The organism is Brevibacillus brevis (assembly GCF_900637055.1).
Classification (GTDB): Bacteria; Bacillota; Bacilli; order Brevibacillales; family Brevibacillaceae; genus Brevibacillus; species Brevibacillus brevis.
In genome coordinates this window covers 4,617,333-4,636,566 of the sequence record NZ_LR134338.1, presented here as the reverse complement: position 1 = coordinate 4,636,566, position 19,234 = coordinate 4,617,333, and the positions used below count along the sequence as shown (strand labels likewise).

Sequence of the window (19,234 nt, the reverse complement as noted above, 5' to 3'; positions counted from 1 at the left end):
AACCTTCTTCGTGGTAGGGCACGTCAGGAAGATACCGTGAATCACGTACTACCCCCTCTACTTTTCTGGGCTGCCTGTTAATCAGGTGGTCTTTTTTTTGTAAAAAAAAGGGTGCCGCGGTTGCAGCGCCCTTTCTTCCGTATAGGATCAAAGCTCACGCCTTGCTCCCCCACTGCTCCCGATAAATCAACTGTTGCAGGTCCTCGCGTTGTCTCCATTGGTGCAGCTCCAAGAGTGGACGTTCCGGATAATGATCTGTGTAGCCGATCGACAGCAATGCGACAGGATCGATATGCGGCGGGATGTTCAGGATACGACGAACGTCGGCCTTCTTGTAAAAGCTGACCCAGCCCATCGCCAAATCCTCTGCGTAGGCAGCCAGCCACATGTTTTGGATCGCACAGCTGACAGACATAATATCTGTTTCCGGGATGGAATTGCGTCCGAGTACATGGTCGCCGCCACGCGTAGGATCACAAGTGACACAGATAGTGACAGGCGCTTCCTTGATCCCTTGAATTTTCAACTCCAAAAAGGTCGACTCTCGTCCCGTACCTTCGTAGTGGATGGCAAGCGCCCGTCGTTCTTTATCCGCACATTCTGCGAGCGCTTGTTTGGTTGCGTCGTCTTCCACCAGGACAAAATTCCAAGGCTGCATGAATCCGACAGAAGGAGCATGATGGGCTGCAGCCAAGATCATGGCGAGCTTTTCCGGGGCGACAGGATCTTGGCGAAAGGTACGAATATCGCGACGATTGCTGATGGCTTTATACAAACCGTTTTTTTCTTCCGCGGTTAAGCGTTTCATAAGAAAAACCTCCCTATTTGCATTCAGGTCTCTTTATTTTACTTACAAAGTATGCTTCCTTCCAGACATCTGCTTGACATATTCATGTCCTACGCTAAAGGAGAGAGTAGTCCGAGCAGAGGGGAGAGAGTACGAGCATGCATAACATCTTGATAGTGGAAGACGAGCTACCCATCTCTCGGGTATTGAAGGCGTATTTGGAAAAAAACAACTTTCGGGTTGAACAGGCATTTAACGGCGAGGAAGCAGAGCGGAAGTTTGATTCACTCAATCCTGCGCTCGTCTTGCTGGATGTGATGCTGCCTGGACGAAGCGGATGGAGTATTCTCGAATATATTCGGGCGAAAAGCTCGTGTCCTGTCATCATGCTGACAGCGTTGGGACAAATCGATAACAAGCTGGCGGGCTTGAACAAAGGCGCCGATGACTATATCACCAAGCCCTTTATTGCCGATGAAGTGGTCGCTCGCGTACATGCAGTATTACGTCGCTCGAAACAATTGATAGAAGGCAATCATGTGAAGCAGTTCGGCAGTCTGAAAGTCGACTTCAAGGCGTATTCTGTCATGCTGCACGGCATCGAACTAGCATTTACGCCAAAAGACTTGTGCCTGTTTCTTTTTTTGGCACAGTACAAAAACCAGACGTTCACCAGAGAACAGCTCATCGAGCAGGTGTGGGGGATGGATTACGAAGGAAGTGATCGCGCAGTAGACCTCGCGATCAAGCGCATCCGGCGATCTTTGGAGAATTGGCCGACATCCGAAGGGGAAATCCGTACCTATCGTGGCTTAGGCTACAAACTGTGTGTATATGAGTGAGAAAAAACGCACCTCTTTGTTTCGGTACTGGACGACGCGATACTTGATCATCTTGTGTATCGGCCTTTTCGTGATCGGGATTGCATCCAGCTACTGGATTTCTTATAGCGAGACCCAAAAACGCCTTGATTTTATGAGACTGATGGCAGCGGAAGTTGCGGATCGGGTCGTTGATATGGAAGGCAAGGTAAAAATGGCTCCGTTCTTGTTTCGTATTGTAGACAGTCGTCAGGAGTCAGTCGGAGTCAATTACAAGCCAATTATGATGATTTTAGATGAACACAAACAACCAGTATTTGGTGTGCCAGGTCCTTTTTCTGGGGAACTGAAGCGCATCGCACCTGATCTGGTGGAAGCGGATGACAGCCTGTCACAGTTTGAGCTTGCGCGGGGCGACGAAGTGCTTTTCGTGAAGGAAAGCATTAAGGTTGATGAGCGAGTGGTTGGATGGGTCATGCTGTTCACCCCACAAAAACAGGTGATACGCAGTATGACCGAATTCCAATTGCTCGCGATCATGCTTCTCGGTCTCGGTTTGCTTGGCTGGCTCGTCATTTATTTGCTGACGAAAAAGCTGTCTCAGCCGATAAAGGATGTGGCAGACGCTGCCAAGCAAATCGTGCTGGGAAACTACGAGATTCAGTTGGACAAAAACAAGCGCGAACAAGAAGTGTATGAGCTGATCCATTCCTTTGAAGAAATGGCAGAACGATTGAAGCAGTTGGAAATGATGCGTACGGAGCTATTGGCAGGGGTGACCCATGAACTCAAAACACCTGTTACGTCCATCAGTGGGCTGGTGCAAGCCGTGAGGGAAGAGGTTGTTAGCGGTGAGGAAGCCAAGGAGTTTTTGGATATTTGTACGAAGGAAACCACACGTCTGCAAAAGATGGTAGAGGATTTGCTCGATTTTAACTCTTTTGCTGTAGGTGACATTCGCATTCGCAGGCAACCTCAAAACATGCAGGAGCTGATCCGAGAAATTGCGCACCAATGGAAAATTGCGCAGGAAGAAGAGAAGCTCAGCTTGCATATCGAAAATACGTCTGATCCGATCATGATAGTTACCGACCCGCTGCGTGTGCAGCAGATCATGTACAATCTCCTAAACAATGCAGCACAAGCGATGGAATCGGAGGGGCGGATCGTCGTGTCGCTATCTGCATCAGCAGATGAGATTCGCATTGACGTGAAGGACAATGGACGTGGGATACCGATAGAAGAACAGTCTTTGATTTTTGAGCGATTCTACCGAGGAGAGGACAAGAAGCACATCGTCCGTGGGCTGGGGCTTGGCTTGTCTTTTAGCAGAATGATTGCCCAAGCGTTAGGAGGTATGTTGATCCTGACTGAGAGTACGGCGTCAGGCAGCACCTTCACGTTGATTTTGCGCAAATAATACATGCATGATCCAAAAACGACCTGGTTCTCTGGTCGTTTTTTTGTGTCTCCATCTGACTTTTCCCTGACGTATTCGTTCCGTATAGTGGTCGCAACCAAAAAGACAAGTCTTCAATCAAGTAGACGGTAGGAGGACTGAGCGTGACTCACACGGAGAAAAAGAGAGCGTTGTTTTCGAAGGTAGGAAGCAACAAGAAAAGGTGGATCGTTGGCGTAATGGCTGTTGGGGCCGTGGTCGTTTCAGGTGGAATATTTGGCTACCAGTCGTTTTTTACTCCACAATTGGCGCAGGCTGCTTTTCAAGTGGAGGTGGTAAAAAGGGGAGACATCTCAGAAGTCGTGCAGGCGTCAGGTACTGTCCAGGCTTCCAAGCGCTCGTCTCTCTCGTTTTCTGATGCAGAAGAAGCCAAGGATGCGATCTCTACCATTCAGGTCGGCGTTGGTGATGCCGTGAAAGCAGGGCAAGTTCTGGCGACGATGGACGATTCCGTAGCGAGAATCCAGGTGACCAATGCGGAAGCAAATCTTTTATCGGCGCAAGCCAAGCTAGAGGAGGCACAAAAGCGCAAGAGTCCTGCTGAAATCACTTCTTTGCAAGCCGCCGTCAATCAGACCAAGAACGAATGGGAGCTGGCAGTGCAAAATATTGATGGAAAAAAAGCGGCGAATGACGTGGAGAAGGCAAAGGCAAACCTGGAGAGTGCCCAGAAGACCTACACTTCCCAGCAGGCCTTGTTTGCGGCAAGTGCGATTGCCAAGAGTGAATTCGACAGTGCCCAGTCCTCGTTGGAGCAGGCCCAACGCGATTACAACTCGGCGGTATTGACAGCTGGACAGACCACAGGGCAGTCCAGTGTGAAGGTAGAGCAGGCATTGGCTGCGTATCAAACAGCGCAAGAAGCGTTACAGGAAGCGAATGAAGGTCCTGATGCCGCCACAGTTTTATCGGCAAAAGCAGCGGTGGAACAGGCAAAAGCGGGGCTGCAACAAGCACAAAAGGCATTGAGAGCTGTCACCTTGAAAGCACCGATGGACGGAGTGATCGTTCAGGTGAATGGCAATGTAGGTGAAATACCCGGCAATAATTTCATTATCATGGATAATTCGAATAGCGGAGATTTAGAGGTATTGGCTCAGATTAGCCAGAGTGACATCGGAAAAGTGCAGGAAGGCTTGGCTGTGACGTTCACGACAAGTTCTTATGCGGATGAGACGTTCCGTGGAAAAGTAAAGCTGATCTATCCAGAAGCGAAAACCGACGCTGGCGTCACCACTTACGATGTGCTTTTGTCTGTGGCAAACCAGGATAACAAATTGAAGATTGGGATGACGATGAACGTCGCGATCGAACGGGGAACCCATAAAAATGTGCTCCTGGTACCTGCACAAGCGCTCCAAACGCAAAATGGCAAGGATGGCGTTTATGTGCTAAGGGATGCTGCTGCACAACAAGCAGGTGAAGGAACGGAAGGGAATCAGCCTGAGGCGAAGCAAGCGAATAACCGCAGTGGAGGCGAAGAGGGCAGAGCGAATATGCCGTATCGCTTTGTTCCGATCAAAATGGGGTACTTCACTGCCGATCAGGTAGAGGTGACGGAGGGGCTTACCGAAGGAGAGCGTGTCGTCATCCTCGTGAATACACAGACCTCATCTGGAAATAGTCAAAATGGAAATCGAATGGGCGGCGGTATGCCGGGATTGGGCGGAATGGGCGTCCAGATAAGGGGACGGTAGACAGATGAAACCGGTCATTCAAATAGAAGAGCTGAGAAAACAGTACGTCATTGGAGATCAGGAAATTTATGCGCTCAGGGGTGTCAGCTTGTCGATTGAGGAAGGGGATTTCGTGGCAATCATGGGGCCCTCCGGTTCAGGCAAATCTTCCATGATGAATGTGATCGGCTGTCTGGATAAGCCCACCTCGGGAGAATTTTTTTTAGACGGCTATCCTGTATCACAAGCACATGACGATGAATTGGCGGTCATCCGCAATCAGAAAATCGGCTTTGTTTTTCAAAATTTCAATCTGTTGCCACGTACGACCGCAGTTGAAAATGTAGAGCTGCCTCTTTTATATGGAGGCACGCCTGCACGGGAACGAAGAGAAAAAGCCATCCGGGCATTAACGAGTGTCGGACTGGCAGAGCGATTGAACAACAAGCCAAATGAGCTGTCAGGTGGGCAGCAGCAACGCGTGTCGATCGCGCGAGCTCTTGTCAATGATCCCGTCATCCTGCTGGCAGATGAGCCGACAGGGGCGCTGGACACGAAGACGAGTGAAGAGATCATGGGTATTTTTCAAAAGCTGAACGATGCAGGTAAAACGGTTATTTTGGTGACACATGAACCTGATATTGCGGAGTATGCCAAGAGGATCGTCCGGTTTCGTGATGGGCAAATCATCGCGGATGAAGTGGTGGAGGATCGCAGGAGGGTGTCGATGGAGGAAGTGAGCAGATGAGCTTTATTGAATGTGTACGCATTTCATTTCGCAGCATCAGGGCAAATGGCTTGCGCTCCGTTCTCACGATGCTGGGAATCATCATCGGTGTGGCAGCTGTTATCGCGATGGTGGCGATCGGAGAAGGGACTTCCACGTCTGTTGCATCGCAGATCAATGGTTTAGGAAGCAACCTGCTCATTGTCACACCTGGTCAGGCGACACAAGGCAGGGTAAGCCTTGGGGCTGGCTCTCTGAATACGCTGACGATGGCAGATGCAGAAACCCTGCTGCAAAAAGAGTCCATCTCGGGTGTGGCTCCCAGCGTCAATGCGCGTGGGCAGATTGTGTGGGGAAGCAATAACTATTCCAGCATGCTCGAGGGGACGTCAGCGGATTTCCCTCAGGTGAGGAATGTAGAAGTTGGACAAGGGCGTTTCTTTAGCAACTTTGAAGTGAAGATGCAATACAACGTGGCTGTCGTGGGCACTGAGGTGGTCAGCAACCTGTTTAAAGGAGCGAATCCAGTGGGGCAAATTGTTCAGATCAACCGGATTCCGTTTACGATCATCGGCGTATTGCAGAGCCAGGGTAGTTCAGGCATGACAAACAACGATGATCGGATCATCATTCCGATTACTACTGCGATGAACAGGCTGACCGGAGGCAAAAACGTGGGCTCGATCTACGTCTCGGCAGCATCGTCGGACTTGATGGAGAAGGCGCAACAAGATATTCAGCAAGCCCTTCGTGCCAACCACAAGCTCCGGCCACAAGCAGCCGATGATTTCCGCATAACGTCCCAGTCAGACATTTTAAGCACGGCACAGTCAGTATCCAGCTCGATGACCGCGCTGCTATCTGGCATTGCCGCCATCTCGCTGATTGTTGGCGGAATCGGCGTGATGAACATTATGCTTGTATCTGTCACAGAGCGGACACGAGAGATCGGGATTCGCAAGGCAATTGGAGCCAAGCGGAGAGATATTCTCCGCCAGTTTTTGATCGAAGCGGTTACGCTTAGCCTGATTGGCGGGGTGATTGGTATTGCCTTAGGGGTAGGTGCGGCGTTTTTGGTCAGCAAACTCGGTCAGATGGAGACCTCGATTAGTCTGTCTCCGATCATGTATGCGTTTTTGACCTCTACATTGGTTGGTGTCATTTTTGGTGTATATCCGGCCAGAAAAGCAGCACAGCTCAAACCGATTGATGCACTGCGGTATGAGTGAGTGTGTAATTTTACCAATCCGGGCATACTAGCCGTGAGAGGTGTTGGTGCTAATGGAAAAAAGCGTTCAATTTTCCGTACCATGGCGAGAAGCGACACGCATCATGAAAAGAATCAAAACAAGCAAATTGCGTTATTTTGTTAAACAACAAGAGGGCAAGACCAGTGTTGCATTCGTCTTTCCTCGAGTTAGCGTCAGCCAATATGTCTATTTGTATATCATTTTTGGACCCAGAGCTGCTGATGTGCTCAACAACGATAGCAAATAGAATGATCCCTGATGGCTCGAGCAGGCGTCAGGGATTTGCAATAATTCACAGGAAAACAAAACCTGACACTTTTCGATAGGACTGTTTCATAGTACAATTCGAATATGAACGAACTTGGGGAAGTTCGGGATGGCGGCACCCAATCTGTGCAGAAGGGCCGCCTCTTTTTTTTGCTATTGTACAAATGTTCGTTTTCGACAGCATTTTTGCTCAGAGGATATAATAGGTACAATTACCTGAATATACAGCTGGAACGAGTGAGTAGTAGGATATAAAATATGCTTATTCACGTGAATACAACGTACTACTCTCTCCCAAGATTTGATCTTGGGCTTTTTTTTGTTCAAAACGCATGAAAAAAAGCCGTTTCTCATGACGGCTCTGTTATCGGTAAGGTAGGTTGAAAGCTTCCTTTTAGCAAGGCATCAATAAATTGCTCCTGTGTGAGAGAAATCGTGATGCCCATCCCAGGCAGATCGACAGAAAAAACATTCTCTCGGTACAAATACCAGAGATCGCCTGTCGGTTCAATCGAATAGACGTGTAGATTTTTCTGTGAATGCTGGCCTGCCTTTCGGATTTCCCGCAAAGCTGTAAACAGTTCTCCCCAAACAGGCAGATAAGGCTTCGTTCGGTGCTGCACAATCGCTTGGATCAATTGGTATTTCGCGAGAGAAATAGCATCCATGGTTGGGTGGTTCAACGAAAGCATGACCGTTATACTCCTTTTGCATGGCTTGGCGCATTAGTCTTGCGTGATGGCGATTTTTGTCGAAGTTATGAATAAGTGTAAAATAGATATCAGTCCGATGCAAGAGAACAGAAGGTAGAGATGAGCATTTGGATATTTGACGGTTGCTGCTGATTTGGATAGCATAGGAAAAGCGGTTTTGACAAAGGGCAATAGCGAGAAGCGGGAGATGAGATTGTGGCAAAAAAACACCGGTTGATCATCGAGTTTTGCGGTGGAGTTGGACAAGGGCTGGCCTTGCTGTATGCTTTGCGGTCGCCTGATGTTCAAGTGGCAGGAATCATTTGCAGAGAGACGCAGTCAAGCTTGGCTAGCCAGCTGATTGATTTTGCACAGCCAGGCTATGAAATTCCAATCGTTACAGGTGCCAAGCAACCGCTTTTCTCGGGAACGATAGAGACGACTATCTCGGAAGGTGTACGGCTCCTTGCAGAAACCACGCAGGATGAGGAAAGTGACTTGACGCTCGTGACGTTTGATTGTTTGACGACGCTGGCTTTGGCTGTCGCGCGTGATCCACTGTTGGCCCATAAATTTACGAGAATCGTGGTGCAGGGTGGAGCCATACGCGTATCAGGAGATGTTACGGCCATTGCTGAAACAAACATGCATGGTGATCCGGAAGCAGCTGCGCTCGTTTTGGCAGCCCGCTTGCCGCTTGTGCTTGTTCCATTAGATACAACCAGCTCGTTTCGTTTGAAGGAAGCGCAAGTACATACGCTGGGAAGTCTCGCACAAGCAGTTGGCCTGATCGATAGAACGACGAAGTCAGACGTGCAGTTCGCCGATTCTGCTCGTGCGCTCCATGCATGGGTAGCGATGCTCGCGGCTCTCTCGCCTGAAAAGATGCGGACGGAGCAGATGAAGCTCTCCGTCGAATGCAAAAGCGAATTGTCACGCGGTGCCATTCTAGCCGACCTACGGGCGAAACCGAGTGTAGGAACCGATACGGCCGTATGTGTTGAGGTTGAGATGGCAGAGGCAGAGCGCTTTTTGCAAACCGTATTGGATCAGGGAGGGGTATAAGCGCATGGAAAAAATCATTTTGGATGTAGATACCGGGATTGATGATGCGCTGGCGATTGCTTATGCCGTTCACTCGCCTGCTCTTGAAGTGTGTGGGATTACCACGACTTTTGGCAATATTTCGGTGGAGGAAGCAACACGCAATACCTTACAGGTGCTAGAGTTGCTGGATGCCTCTGCGATTCCTGTCTATCAGGGGGCATCGAAGCCGATTGTTCGCGACCTTACAGGAAAAGCAAGGCTGTTCCACGGTGAAAACGGGCTAGGCAATGTCGTCCTTCCTGAACCATCGACAACGGCTCAGCCACAGTGTGCCACACAATATCTGATCTCTGCGATAAAGGAACATCCGCACGAATTGACACTCGTGACCGTCGGGAGCATGACCAATCTGGCGCAGGCGATTATGGCTGCTCCAGAAATCATATCCCTTGTCAAACGAGTGGTCGTGATGGGAGGCGCTGTAACGGTGCCGGGGAATCGCACGCCTGTAGCGGAGGCGAATATTTGCGCCGATCCGGAAGCCGCAGCGTATGTCTTCCAGTCCGATATTCCAGTGACGCTGGTAGGACTGGATGTGACGATGCAAACGCTGCTTACCCGCGAACACTTGCAGGAATGGAGAGCGAAGGATACACGCTTGAGCCATGTTTTCGCGGATATGTGCGAGGTGTACATGAATGCCTACGCCACAGTGGGCAATTTGCGCGGCTGCGGTCTGCATGATCCGTTGGCGGTAGGTGTCGTCATTGATCCGACGTTTGTGAAGTCAGTCCCGATGCACGTTGCGGTAGATACGTCCGGGGGAGCCAGTGATGCCCGTACGATTGGGGACAGACGGGAACATCCAGCGCAGCCGCCGAATGTGGACGTGTGCTTAGAGGTTGACCACGAGCGCTTTGTCCGGCATTTTTTACAAGTAGTACTAGGAGACTAAGGAGGTAGTTTTTGTGTTAAAAGAGTTTAAAGAGTTTGCGTTAAAAGGAAATGTGATGGACCTCGCTGTCGGTGTCGTTATCGGTGGGGCTTTCGGGAAAATTGTGACCTCACTCGTTAATGACATCATTACTCCCTTGATCGGAATGCTTCTGGGCAAGGTGGATTTCTCCGGCTTGTTCATCAATTTGAGCGGGGTTCCTTATAAGACGATCGCCGAAGCAAAAGAAGCAAAAGCTGCGACACTCAACTACGGGTTGTTCCTCAATTCTGTGATTGATTTTGTCATTATCGCCTTTTCTATTTTTATCGTCATCAAGCAGCTCAACCGTTTCAAACGCAAGCAAGAAGTAGAGAAAGCACCTGAAACGACCAAAGAGTGCCCGCACTGCATCTCGGCTATTCCGGTCAAGGCTACACGCTGCCCGAACTGCACCTCCATGCTGGAGACAAAATTGGCACACGAATAATAGGAACAGAGGAAGGCGATTATGCCTTCCTCTGTTTTCGTTTCACGCGGTTTTTATACTGATAGTGAAGTCTTTTAATCGTATGGTAATAGGTCTTGTCTTTGAGCTTGGCAAACAGCCCGTGGGATGGAAAGTCGTAATTGACCTCAATAATGGAGAGGTTTCCCGCTTTATCAATGGCAAAATCGACGCCGATTTGCGCACTGTGCCGATATTTATTAAAGTGGGCACATACACGGTGACTGATTTGGATCAACTGAGAAACGACACTTTTCAATTTGGCTGGCTCGACTGCTCCAGATTTTTTCAAGGCATGCGGGACTGTGACGGCATATCCGCCGCCGCGAGCGACATTGGTAATAACACTGTCGGAACCGGCTACCTTGGCTAGCATGCCTGCATACTGCCATTTGCCCAAGCCATTGCGCATCATCATGACGCGAATGTCAAAGGGACGACCATTGATCTCTGCTAAATCGAGCCCTTTTTGAATCACGTAATTTTTTTCCGTGCACTGCGCGGCAAGCTGCTGCTTCAAGTCAGCCAAAGAATCTGCCTGCATAGGCTCTCCGCGCTCCTTCACAAATTGATAGCCCCCGCCATCCGTTTTCCAGACACGAATAATGCCTTTTCCCATATGGGTTCTCGTCGGTTTGATATAGACGGTAGAAAACTTTGCTAAATACGAGGCCAATAGTGCCGGCTGATATAAAGAAGTGGGCGGCAGGTAAGGGCGAATATAAGGGCTTTTTGAAAAGAACTGATGAAGGCTCCACTTGGAGGAGGAGATCACATCATGCACCTCACTTTACGAAAAATCCATTCGTCCCAGCATATGCAGAAGCGTTCACGACCGTTTTTCTTTTGAAAGGGGAGGCTTTTCAAAAATTCCAAGGGCTGAGCAGGAGTTAAGGGATTGTGGGGGAATATATGTTCTAATCATAGGAGAAGGATGGCGAAAATCATGCGGCAATTCCGTCCAGTGCAACCTCCGACTCTGCAACGAGCGAGCGCGCAAAATGCCTATCACTACCAAGAGTATATGCCCAGCAAGAGCTTGGTGAATTATATCGCCTGCTACTGGACCTCAGAGTACGACGGCAAGGGGATAGCACCTACAAGCCGAGTCATACCCGATGGATGTGTCGATATCATATTCGACCTTGGCGCCGCTTCTTATCAGAAGGGGGCATTTCTAACGGGACTGATGAGGACGTACGAGGTTATCCCATTGACTGAACCACAATCCTTGATCGGCATTCGTTTTTACGCTGAGGGAGCAGCTCGCTTTTTGCGCTACCCTGTCGCCTTGATCAACGGACAGCATCCCAATCTGGAAGACATCTGGGGCAAAGAGGCGGATGAGGTGATAGATGGCTTGCTCGAAGCTTCCGACACGGCGGAGCGGATCGATTGGCTGGAGCGGGAGCTTATCAAACGCTTGTGGATGGATGATCCAGCAGACCAGTTGCTATTGACAAGCATGAACTACTTATATGAATACAGAGGAAATTTTTCCATGACCGCGCTCGCCGAGAAAGTGAATTACAGCGAGAGAACCTTGCGAAGGACGTTTCAACAACAGTTGGGAATGAGCCCGAAGGAACTGGGACGAATCATTCAATTTCAAGGGCTGCTGCAAATGCTGGCTAAGGGAGCACGAACTTCGTTTACAGATGCAGCTCTCCAATGTGGCTATTACGATCAGTCGCACTTGATCAAGAGCTTTCACACTTTTTACGGGGTAGCTCCAAGTAAAATTGTCTCGCCAGATCGTGCGAATCGATAGTCTCGAAAGGTTGTCCGTTTTTTACAATCTTCTTTTTGCGAGACGCGTTACCTTAAAGAAAGGATGGTGAATTCATGTGAATGAACAAACATTAGATACATACTGCCGGAAGCAGCCCGGTGCCACCCATGACTATCAAATGGATTGGGAATGCGATCGCTACCATGTCGGAGGCAAAATATTTGCCATGATCGGAGGCGATTCCAAAGGTGTTCGCATCCTTACCTTGAAATGCGACCCGATGCGTGCGGAGGAATTGCGCGAGACCTACGAAGGGATCGTACCCGGCTATCACATGAATAAATCCCATTGGAATTCTGTCTACTTGGACGCTGACATTCCCGAAGGCTTATGGGAAAGGATGATCGAGCATGCGTACGAAACGGTGCTCCAAAAACTGCCCAAGCGCGTCCAGCAAGAAATCAAGAGCGAACAGGAGTGAGTGATGTGGGAATCAAGCTTGATATGGTAGGGATTGTCGTACAGGACATGAAAAAAGCGTTGGATTTCTATCGGGTACTCGGTTTCGATATTCCAGAGGGGGCAAATGAAGAGCCGCATGTAGAGGTTGCGCAGGACGGTGTTCGTCTGGCCTTTGATACAGTGGAGATTGCCAAGGGTGTGTATGGAGGATGGGAAGCACCTGTTGGGCATCGGATTGAGCTGGCTTTTTTGTGTGAGGATGCTGCGGCGCTTGATGCGTTGTATACGAAAATCGTTTCACATGGTTACGAGAGTCACCGCGAGCCGTGGGATGCGTTCTGGGGCCAGCGGTATGCCATCGTGAAAGACCCGGATGGGAACCTAATCAGTCTGTTTGCGTAATGCTATCCTTTAATAAGGAAGACAAAAAGCCGAGCCTATTGGAAATGGTTCGGCTTTTTTGCGTTTGTCTGACTGCTTGAGCTGGGAGTGACTTGTGAATGTTTATTATCTCAGGAAACAAAATTTACTAATAATATGTTGAATGGTGTAATTTTACTGCATATAATGAGGATGGTAATAGTAGTGAATTTTTAGATAATTACTAAGCAGGGGCTTTTGACAATGATCAATCTGCAAAACTGCCCGATGAGAGGAACAAGGAGAGATCGAAAAGGAGGTTCGATAGAGCGTGAATCTGGAGAACTTGCAAGCATTGACGACCGAAGGAAAAAACGAGAGCAGCAGTCATTTGGATCAATTGAGTGCCCGAGGCATCGTACAAATGATGAACGAAGAGGACAAGAAGGTTCCTTATGCAGTAGAATGCGTCCTCGATCAAGTATCCGATGCGGTAGAGGTCATCATACAAACACTGGAAAAGGGCGGGAGACTGTTTTACTTTGGTGCTGGAACGAGTGGACGCTTAGGGATACTGGATGCGTCCGAATGCCCGCCGACCTTTGGTACCCAGCCTGAGCTCGTTCAGGGGGTGATTGCAGGCGGACCATCCGCAATGGTACGCGCGGTAGAAGGCGCAGAGGATTCTTTTGAAATAGGTCAAGCAGATGTGCATAAATACGGCGTGACTAAAAATGATGTGGTCGTAGGAATCGCAGCCAGTGGACGGACTCCGTATGTTCTCGGTGTTTTGGCAGAGGCACAGAAGATTGAAGCGAAGACGATTGCTGTCTCTTGCAACAAGCCTTCGTATATCAATAAAGGCGTAGATGTAGCGATTAATGTCGTCGTAGGACCAGAAGTATTGACCGGATCGACGAGGCTCAAGGCAGGAACAGCCCAAAAGCTGGTGCTGAACATGCTGACGACAGCGACGATGATTCGCTTGGGCAAAGTGTACGGAAATCTGATGGTCAGCGTGCAGGCGACAAACCTCAAGCTGAAGGAACGAGTAAAGCGGATCATCATGGAAGTGACCGGAGCGAGTTACGAGGAGGCGGAGGAGCTGGCTGATCAGGCTGACGGTGATGCGAAGACAGCCATTATCATGAAGTTGACCGGATCAAGCAGGGAAGAGGCTACTCGCCTGTTGAATGTTACTAATGGAAGAATCAGGGAAGCCATTCAGCAGTTGGACTAAGTTTTAGGGAAAGGATGGGGAGATTCCATGTTGCCAGGAACCATTCGCGAAGAGCTGCGTGCCATCGTCGGAGAGAAAAACTGTCTCGACAAACAGGAGGCATTAGTCGCCTATTCGTATGACGCGACACCCATGCAGCAAGCGTTGCCGGATGTGGTCGTCATGCCAAAGAGCACAGCCGAAGTCCAACAGGTCATGCGAGTTGCAGCACGGTACCACATCCCGATTGTGACGCGCGGAGCAGGCTCCAATCTATGCGGGGGAACGATACCGGTCGGTGGCGGAATTGTCTTGGTGTTGAGCCGGATGAATCAAATCGTAGAGATTGACGAACAAAATTTGACGATAACGGTGCAGCCGGGGGTCCGAACGGTCGACATCCATCAAGCGGTAGAGGCACTCGGTTTGTTTTACCCACCCGATCCAGGCAGCATGGTCATCTCCACAATTGGAGGGAATATTGCACTCAATTCGGGTGGACTGCGCGGGTTGAAGTACGGAACGACCAAGGATTACGTGCTGGGCCTCGAAGCTGTGTTGCCGAACGGAGAGGTCATTCGTACCGGAGGCAAGCTGATGAAGGATGTGGCGGGCTATGATTTGACCAAGCTCATGGTCGGCAGCGAGGGGACATTGGCCATCATTACCGAGGCTATTCTCAAGCTGATTCCGAAGCCGCCGACACAGCGAGTGATGCTCGCGATGTTCGCAGATATGGCACAGGCAGCGAGGTCTGTTTCCGATATCATTGCCAATCGTATCATTCCTGGAACGCTTGAATTTCTCGATCAGGGCACGATCCGTGTTGTCGAGGATTTCAAACAGATCGGGCTTCCGACAGATGTGGCGGCGATTCTCCTGATCGGTCAGGACGGAGAGCCACAGACGGTCGATCGGGACATGGAGCAGATCGCTGCTATTTGCGAGAAGAATGATGCCGTCCAAATCAAGGTAGCCACAACAGCCGAGGAAGCTGATGAGGTAATGACTGCCAGACGCAGTGCGCTCGCCGCATTGTCACGGATGCGTCCGACGACCATTCTGGAGGACGCAACAGTTCCACGTGCTGCGATTGCGCCAATGGTCGCCGCGATCCAAGAGATTACAGAGCGTTACGGACTGCAAATATGCACCTTTGGCCATGCAGGAGACGGCAATTTGCATCCGACCTGCATGACAGACGCTCGCAACACGGAAGAGATCGAGCGTGTCGAGCATGCCTTCGAGGAAATTTTCGCGGCAGCAATCGATTTGGGCGGAACGATTACGGGAGAGCATGGCGTAGGAATCGTCAAGGCACCGTATTTGGAGTGGAAAGTAGGAGCTGCAGGTATGGAGATCATGAAAGGCATCAAGCACGCTTTCGATCCAAACAATCTCCTGAATCCTGACAAGATGTTTGCCAAACAGTCTCGGAACAGAGTGGTGGTTCAGCGTGCTTAAAGAAGCCTTGGTAAACAAACTCGATTACGATGAACTGTCCAATTGCATGCGCTGTGGCTTCTGCCAGCCAGCCTGTCCGACCTTTCGGGAAACAGGCTATGAGGCAGCTTCGCCACGTGGTCGCATCGCCTTGATGAAAGCCGTAGCAGACGGTGTCATGGAGCCTGACAAAGATTTCGTCGATCAAATGAATCTGTGTCTAGGCTGCCGGGCATGTGAGCCGGTATGCCCAGCAGGCGTGCCGTACGGTCAACTGATTGAGCAGACGAGAGAGGCAATCGAAGAGGTGCAGGAGCATCCATGGTGGGTCAAAGCCGTCCGCAAGCTCGCGTTTTTCCACCTGCTCCCTCATCAGAAGCGCATGTACCAGCTCGGCGGACTCTTGCGCTTCTATCAGCGCTCAGGTGTGCAAAAAGCCGTTCGCAAGCTGGGAGTACTATCCATCCTGCCAAAGCAAATGCGGGAAATGGAAGCGATTATGCCTGAAGCATCTGGAAAAGGTATCGTGGACTTTTTCGGTGGCACGGTTATTCCAGCCGTAGGCGAGCGCAAGTATCGCGTAGGAATGTTTCACGGCTGCATCATGGATGTCCTATTCAATGAGACGAATCGCAACACCGTGCGGCTTCTGAGTGAGGCAGGCTGTGAGGTCATCATCGCTCCTGACCAGGTGTGCTGCGGTGCTCTCCATGCACATAGCGGTGAGCGTGAACAGGCTCGCAATCTGGCGCGAAAAAATGTGGCTGCTTTTCGCAAGGCTGACGTGGATATCATCGTATCCAATGCAGGTGGTTGCGGGGCGATGCTGCAAGAATACGACCATCTGCTGGCGGAAGATGCCGAGTGGCAGGAGAAGGCAAAATGGTTTGCTTCACGTGTGAAGGATATTAGCGAGGTGCTTGCCCTCCTCGTCGAGCCAAAAGAATGGCAGTCATTGCCGCAACGAATCACCTATCAATCCTCCTGTCACCTGCGCAACGGGATGAAGGTGACAAAAGAGCCAGTGAGCCTCTTGCAAGCCATTCCGGGAGCCACATACGTACAGCTTCGCGAGGGAGATAGCTGCTGCGGATCAGCAGGCATTTACAATCTGGTGCAGCCTGAGATGGCCGGAAGCCTTTTGGATGAAAAAATGGGTCAGGTAGCGGCTACCCAAGCAGACATGCTAGTGACCTCGAATCCGGGCTGTCTGTTGCAAATGAAAGCAGGCATTCATCGAGCTGGACTGGAAGGAAAGATGGAGGCCGTGCACATCGTCGATTTATTGGCGCGTGTCAGCCAGAAATAATAGGATCTCTTAACGAGAAGACGTGTAGGGAAGCATTCCGGAAGACGGAGTGGCTCCTTGCACGTTTTTTTAATAAAAAAGGGGATAAAAGGACTATTAACGGAAATTGCATATAAGAATGGCCGAATGTATGATAATAGAAAGAATTTTTGAAAAATTTAATAAAATGTATGTTGGCAGTAAAAAATCTGAGAGAAAGTGGTAGGGAACGATGGAAATAAAAGTTGCAGTTATAGGTCCTTACGATTTGCTTGATGAGGTTTTGCATATGGCAACAACATTTCCGGCCTTAATATTGCTCCCCCTCGGTTACAAAGATGTTCAGGAGGTTAAACAGCTTGTGCTTTCCTGCAAGGAAGAGGTGGATGTCTTTTTATTTGCCGGTCCGATTCCATACCAAATTGCTCGTGAACACGTTGATGGTCCAAAGCCGATGGTTTACCTGCCTTACAATGGAACGAGCCTCTACCGCGTGTTCTTTCAATTGCTGCGAGATAGCGGGACTCTACTGAAAGATAGTCGGTTGCGGTTTAGTATCGATGTTCTGTCTTTACAAGAGATTGAACAAAGGTTGGATGAGCTTTCTATACCTGTGGATCGTATGTACACGATGGAATATCGGCAAGAGCAGAGCGCTGGCGACATTCTTCAGTTTCATTACGACTTATGGACAAGTAACAAGATAGACGCGATTTTCACTTGCGTGGCATCTGTTTATTGGGAGCTTCGAAGATTAGAAATCCCCTGTTATCGTGTGACCCCCACCAAATCTACGATTCAAGACGGTTTGTATCGAGCGCAAATGGAAGGAAAGAACCTCCAGTTAAATGATACGCAGATCGCAATTGGCATCATCAATATTGAAAACATCGTGAAAAAATGGCATTCATCCGAATATGAGCTTCAGCGAAAGAAAATCGCGATCCAGGAAATTTTGATTGATTATGGGGAAGAAATTCAAGCCTTGATGAACTGGCCGGATCGAAATGAAGTCATCTTCGTAACGACTCGAGGAGTTATTGAACGGACGACGAGCATGTTTACGCGGTTCCCTCTGCTAGAGAGAATTGTAAACCGTTTAAACATTTCGGCCAGTATCGGAATTGGGCTGGGCCGAACCGCGAACGAGGCGCAAAGCAAAGCCGGGGAAGCTCTCTCCAAAGCAAAAGCCGGCGGAGGAGGAAGCTGTTTCATCGCTATGCACGATGGCAATGTTGTCGGACCGCTGGGTGAAGAATTTCAGTTAGCGTACTCCCTCCGAAGCAACAATCCAGAGCGTTTGAATGCCGCCCGAAAATCAGGTTTGAGCGTCGGGACGATCAACAAACTGATCTCCTTTTGCCAAAACTACGGCAGCTCACAAATAACCGCAGCTGACCTCGCTAGTCGATTTGGTGTTTCACTACGCAGTGCCAGACGGATTTTAAGCAAATTAGAGCAGAGTCAATTGGCAATCGTCGTCGGTGAAGAGCAGCCGATCTGCAAAGGAAGGCCCCGTCAGGTCTACGATCTGAAACTGCAAATATGAATGCTGAGTTCTACACGTTCATTGGTTTTTACTCGATGACAATGGAGGGGGAAAGACGAAAATGGGAGGTTATTTGCTTAAGCGTGTCGTGTCCTTATTACCTGTCCTTCTGGTTGTAGCGGTTGTTGATTTTATTATCATTCATCTTACCCCTGGTGACCCTGCTTCTGTCATTCTGGGGGCACAAGCTACGGAAGAAGAATTAGCAAAATTACGAGAGCAGCTAGGTTTAAATCTTCCCATCTATATCCGCTTTTTCGAATGGATAGGGGGCTTGCTGCAAGGGGATTTAGGCTGGTCGATTTTTATGGATAAGCCTGTGACAGAAGCGATATGGGAGCATTTAGGGCCTACCCTGTCCTTAACGATTATGGCTGAGATCATCGCGATTCTGTTTGCGATCCCCTTGGGTGTGATGGCTGCCAATCGTCGAGGCACTTGGATGGATCAATCGTTTATGACATTTGCTTTGCTGGGAATCTCGCTTCCTAGCTTCTGGATCGGATTGAATCTGATCTTGCTTTTCGCCGTCCAACTGAATTGGCTGCCTGCAGCAGGCTATCAACCGATATCCAAGGGACTCCTGAATCATTTCAAATACTTGATCATGCCCGCGATATCACTTGGCATTATGCAAGGGGCTTTAATTGCGCGAATGACGCGATCCTCCATGCTGGAAGTGTTGAACGAAAATTACATTCGAACGGCAGAAGCAAAAGGCTTGAAGCTGTGGATTGTCACCTATAAGCATGCACTTCGCAATGCCTTCATCCCCATTCTCACGGTAATCGGACTGTCGTTTGCGACGCTGATCGGGGGAGCAGTCGTGACTGAAACCGTCTTTAACATACCTGGGATCGGCAAGCTCATTGTCAATTCCGTTTTAAGACGGGATTACGAGGTGATCCAAGGAACCGTGCTCATGATTGCGGCAGCGTATGTTCTCATCAATCTCATTGTTGATTTGCTTTACGCGTATATCGATCCACGTGTGCGATACGACAAGAGCTAAG

Annotated in this window: 20 protein-coding genes; 17 read left to right on the top strand and 3 right to left on the bottom strand. The window is 49.5% G+C overall.

The window, feature by feature from the left end; all coding sequences use genetic code 11:
• Positions 1-154 precede the first annotated feature (154 nt).
• Positions 155-808, bottom strand: coding sequence for a 5,6-dimethylbenzimidazole synthase (bluB, locus tag EL268_RS22290; protein WP_106654307.1), 654 nt, complete (start codon positions 806-808; stop codon positions 155-157).
• Between the two features lie 137 nt (positions 809-945).
• Here bluB and EL268_RS22285 point away from each other — a divergent pair, with 137 nt between their 5' ends.
• The 6 genes from EL268_RS22285 to EL268_RS22260 all read left to right on the top strand — a co-directional run bounded on the left by EL268_RS22285 (position 946) and on the right by EL268_RS22260 (position 6,967).
• Positions 946-1,629: a response regulator transcription factor gene (locus EL268_RS22285; RefSeq protein WP_106654308.1), complete on the top strand. Its 684-nt coding sequence runs from the start codon at positions 946-948 to the stop codon at positions 1,627-1,629.
• Positions 1,622-3,028, top strand: coding sequence for a HAMP domain-containing sensor histidine kinase (locus tag EL268_RS22280; RefSeq protein ID WP_106654309.1), 1,407 nt, complete (start codon positions 1,622-1,624; stop codon positions 3,026-3,028). Before EL268_RS22285 ends, EL268_RS22280 begins: the two co-directional genes overlap by 8 nt.
• 143 nt (positions 3,029-3,171) lie before the next feature.
• A complete protein-coding gene (locus EL268_RS22275) occupies positions 3,172-4,764 on the top strand; it encodes an efflux RND transporter periplasmic adaptor subunit (protein ID WP_106654310.1) in 1,593 nt (530 codons plus the stop codon).
• Between the two features lie 4 nt (positions 4,765-4,768).
• Positions 4,769-5,491: an ABC transporter ATP-binding protein gene (locus EL268_RS22270; RefSeq protein ID WP_106654311.1), complete on the top strand. Its 723-nt coding sequence runs from the start codon at positions 4,769-4,771 to the stop codon at positions 5,489-5,491.
• On the top strand, positions 5,488-6,699 hold the full coding sequence (locus tag EL268_RS22265; protein ID WP_106654312.1) for an ABC transporter permease: 1,212 nt from the start codon (positions 5,488-5,490) through the stop codon (positions 6,697-6,699). Before EL268_RS22270 ends, EL268_RS22265 begins: the two co-directional genes overlap by 4 nt.
• A 52-nt stretch (positions 6,700-6,751) precedes the next feature.
• Positions 6,752-6,967, top strand: coding sequence for a hypothetical protein (locus tag EL268_RS22260; protein WP_106654313.1), 216 nt, complete (start codon positions 6,752-6,754; stop codon positions 6,965-6,967).
• Positions 6,968-7,337: 370 nt separating this feature from the next.
• Here the strand turns inward: EL268_RS22260 and EL268_RS22255 are convergent, their stop codons facing one another.
• Positions 7,338-7,679: a hypothetical protein gene (locus EL268_RS22255; RefSeq protein ID WP_106654314.1), complete on the bottom strand. Its 342-nt coding sequence runs from the start codon at positions 7,677-7,679 to the stop codon at positions 7,338-7,340.
• A gap of 216 nt (positions 7,680-7,895) precedes the next feature.
• Between EL268_RS22255 and EL268_RS22250 the strand changes: the two genes are divergently transcribed.
• From EL268_RS22250 to mscL, 3 genes are read left to right on the top strand one after another with little or no spacing between them, the layout of a single operon-like run.
• Positions 7,896-8,744: a nucleoside hydrolase gene (locus EL268_RS22250; RefSeq protein WP_106654315.1), complete on the top strand. Its 849-nt coding sequence runs from the start codon at positions 7,896-7,898 to the stop codon at positions 8,742-8,744.
• Positions 8,745-8,748: 4 nt separating this feature from the next.
• The gene (locus EL268_RS22245; protein ID WP_106654316.1) at positions 8,749-9,681 is read left to right on the top strand and encodes a nucleoside hydrolase; all 933 of its coding nucleotides are present in this window, start codon (positions 8,749-8,751) and stop codon (positions 9,679-9,681) included.
• A 13-nt stretch (positions 9,682-9,694) separates the two neighbouring features.
• On the top strand, positions 9,695-10,150 hold the full coding sequence (gene mscL / locus EL268_RS22240; protein WP_106654317.1) for a large conductance mechanosensitive channel protein MscL: 456 nt from the start codon (positions 9,695-9,697) through the stop codon (positions 10,148-10,150).
• Positions 10,151-10,169: 19 nt separating this feature from the next.
• Here mscL and EL268_RS22235 read toward each other — a convergent pair whose 3' ends face one another.
• The gene (locus EL268_RS22235; protein ID WP_106654318.1) at positions 10,170-10,943 is read right to left on the bottom strand and encodes a YheC/YheD family protein; all 774 of its coding nucleotides are present in this window, start codon (positions 10,941-10,943) and stop codon (positions 10,170-10,172) included.
• 159 nt (positions 10,944-11,102) lie between these two features.
• Between EL268_RS22235 and EL268_RS22230 the strand changes: the two genes are divergently transcribed.
• From EL268_RS22230 to EL268_RS22195, 8 genes are all read left to right on the top strand, one after another.
• The gene (locus EL268_RS22230; protein ID WP_106654319.1) at positions 11,103-11,939 is read left to right on the top strand and encodes an AraC family transcriptional regulator; all 837 of its coding nucleotides are present in this window, start codon (positions 11,103-11,105) and stop codon (positions 11,937-11,939) included.
• Between the two features lie 76 nt (positions 11,940-12,015).
• Positions 12,016-12,381, top strand: a complete 366-nt coding sequence (locus EL268_RS22225) for an MmcQ/YjbR family DNA-binding protein (protein ID WP_047070817.1) — start codon at positions 12,016-12,018, stop codon at positions 12,379-12,381.
• Between the two features lie 5 nt (positions 12,382-12,386).
• Entirely contained in the window at positions 12,387-12,764 is a 378-nt protein-coding gene (locus EL268_RS22220) for a VOC family protein (protein ID WP_106654320.1), read from the top strand.
• A 289-nt stretch (positions 12,765-13,053) separates the two neighbouring features.
• Positions 13,054-13,962 carry an N-acetylmuramic acid 6-phosphate etherase gene (murQ, locus tag EL268_RS22215; RefSeq protein ID WP_106654321.1) on the top strand — a complete coding sequence of 303 codons (909 nt, stop codon included), beginning with the start codon at positions 13,054-13,056 and terminating at the stop codon, positions 13,960-13,962.
• 27 nt (positions 13,963-13,989) lie between these two features.
• Positions 13,990-15,405 (top strand): FAD-binding oxidoreductase, encoded by a 1,416-nt coding sequence (locus EL268_RS22210; protein ID WP_106654322.1) that lies wholly within the window; start codon positions 13,990-13,992, stop codon positions 15,403-15,405.
• Positions 15,398-16,693 carry a (Fe-S)-binding protein gene (locus EL268_RS22205; RefSeq protein WP_106654323.1) on the top strand — a complete coding sequence of 432 codons (1,296 nt, stop codon included), beginning with the start codon at positions 15,398-15,400 and terminating at the stop codon, positions 16,691-16,693. The genes EL268_RS22210 and EL268_RS22205 overlap by 8 nt, the downstream gene beginning before the upstream one ends.
• Positions 16,694-16,961: 268 nt before the next feature.
• Positions 16,962-18,221, top strand: coding sequence for a helix-turn-helix domain-containing protein (locus EL268_RS22200; RefSeq protein WP_232029995.1), 1,260 nt, complete (start codon positions 16,962-16,964; stop codon positions 18,219-18,221).
• Between the two features lie 61 nt (positions 18,222-18,282).
• The gene (locus EL268_RS22195; RefSeq protein WP_106654325.1) at positions 18,283-19,233 is read left to right on the top strand and encodes an ABC transporter permease; all 951 of its coding nucleotides are present in this window, start codon (positions 18,283-18,285) and stop codon (positions 19,231-19,233) included.
• Position 19,234: the final 1 nt, after the last annotated feature.